Below are 1,303 nucleotides of genomic sequence, written 5' to 3'. Positions count from 1 at the left end.
CATCACCCCGTCAGAGCAGGGAGACCGGACGGATACGCTGAAGGCAAATCCCTCATGAAATCAATCTGATATGAGGGCTGTCTGGTGGTCATTGGTCTCATGTAGAGGACTGTATAGCGTTATCATATGACACCACTTTTCTAAGTGCGTCTCTCCTCTCTGTCTTTGAAATCTCAGGACCAGCCCTCTCGACCTGTAGGGCGATGTCTACCAGCAGGAACGCGTCATGCCCGATACCAAAGCCTTAGGGAACGCTACACAGTAACAATAGCCTCGACCCTAGCATGACCATCTAAATGTTACTGTATGGTGGTAACAATAGGGCCGAATCGCTTGAAAATGTTACCAATACGCGGTAACTCTAGACTCATAAGTTACCACATAGGGGAAGTGTCATGGCTGTTGTCGGATATAAGCGGGTTTCAAGCGTAGACCAAAACCTAGAGCGGCAAGACCTTCAGGGTGTCGAGAAGGTATTTGAAGAGAAACTTTCAGGCAAGAACGCCTCAGACCGTCCCGCCCTTCAGGAGATGCTCCAATGGGTCAGAGATGGGGACAAGGTGGTAGTGTGGTCTATAGATCGTCTCGCCCGTGATCTGCGTGACCTTCAGGACATCATCAGCACTCTCAATAGCAAGGGGGTGTCAATTAGCTTCGTGTCTGAGAACCTCACCTTCGGCGCAAACCAAGATGATCCCTTCGCACAGCTACAACTGCACCTGATGGGGGCATTCGCACAGTTCGAGCGTTCGATCATCAAGAAGAGACAAGCTGAGGGCATTGCCAAGGCTAAGGCCAAGGGGGTCTACAAGGGACGCTCCAAGTCTATCGACCGTGACAAGGTGAAAGCCCTTCGTGCTGATGGTCTATCGACCTACAAGATCGCTGAAGAAATGGGTGTCAGCCGTATGTCTGTGCATCGCATCCTTAACGAAGCCGCATAGCCCAGCGCCAAGAGAAAGACACACGGGGACCTGATCGAGAGGTAGGGTCCCCCCCTAGAAATCAGGGCAGGAATTTCTTGTTGGCCGCATCCACCTGTTTCTCCGAAGGAAAGAAATTTAACAGCCGATATAGAGCAGATCGCCATCTGGACTTATTGTTCCACACATTATCGCATCGCCTAAATCTGAATCTATCAAAATTGCCCCCTTGAAGTTTGCACGTGATAGGTCCGACCCTGAAAAATCTACCGACATGAGAATTGAGTCTGTGAAATCTGTGTCCTTTAGGTTTGTATTGAGAAACCTTGATCGCTCTAATCGTGAAGATGAAAATCTGCGCCCTCGAAATCAGAATTATT

At 49.5% G+C, this 1,303-nt stretch carries 2 protein-coding genes and 1 pseudogene; 1 reads left to right on the top strand and 2 read right to left on the bottom strand.

Going from position 1 to position 1,303, the window contains the following annotated elements:
- Positions 1-395 precede the first annotated feature (395 nt).
- The gene (locus tag ACTZWY_RS19755; protein ID WP_444792412.1) at positions 396-944 is read left to right on the top strand and encodes a recombinase family protein; all 549 of its coding nucleotides are present in this window, start codon (positions 396-398) and stop codon (positions 942-944) included.
- Between the two features lie 117 nt (positions 945-1,061).
- Here ACTZWY_RS19755 and ACTZWY_RS19750 read toward each other — a convergent pair whose 3' ends face one another.
- Both ACTZWY_RS19750 and ACTZWY_RS19745 read right to left on the bottom strand, forming a co-directional pair.
- Positions 1,062-1,199 carry a pentapeptide repeat-containing protein gene (locus tag ACTZWY_RS19750; protein ID WP_444792411.1) on the bottom strand — a complete coding sequence of 46 codons (138 nt, stop codon included), beginning with the start codon at positions 1,197-1,199 and terminating at the stop codon, positions 1,062-1,064.
- Positions 1,200-1,214: 15 nt separating this feature from the next.
- Positions 1,215-1,268: pseudogene (locus ACTZWY_RS19745) on the bottom strand (hypothetical protein); the annotation flags it as partial.
- Positions 1,269-1,303 lie beyond the last annotated feature (35 nt).

Source organism: Roseinatronobacter sp. NSM, from assembly GCF_052379845.1.
In the GTDB taxonomy this organism is placed as follows: Bacteria; Pseudomonadota; Alphaproteobacteria; order Rhodobacterales; family Rhodobacteraceae; genus Roseinatronobacter.
This window is presented reverse-complemented; position numbering and strand designations above follow the sequence as displayed.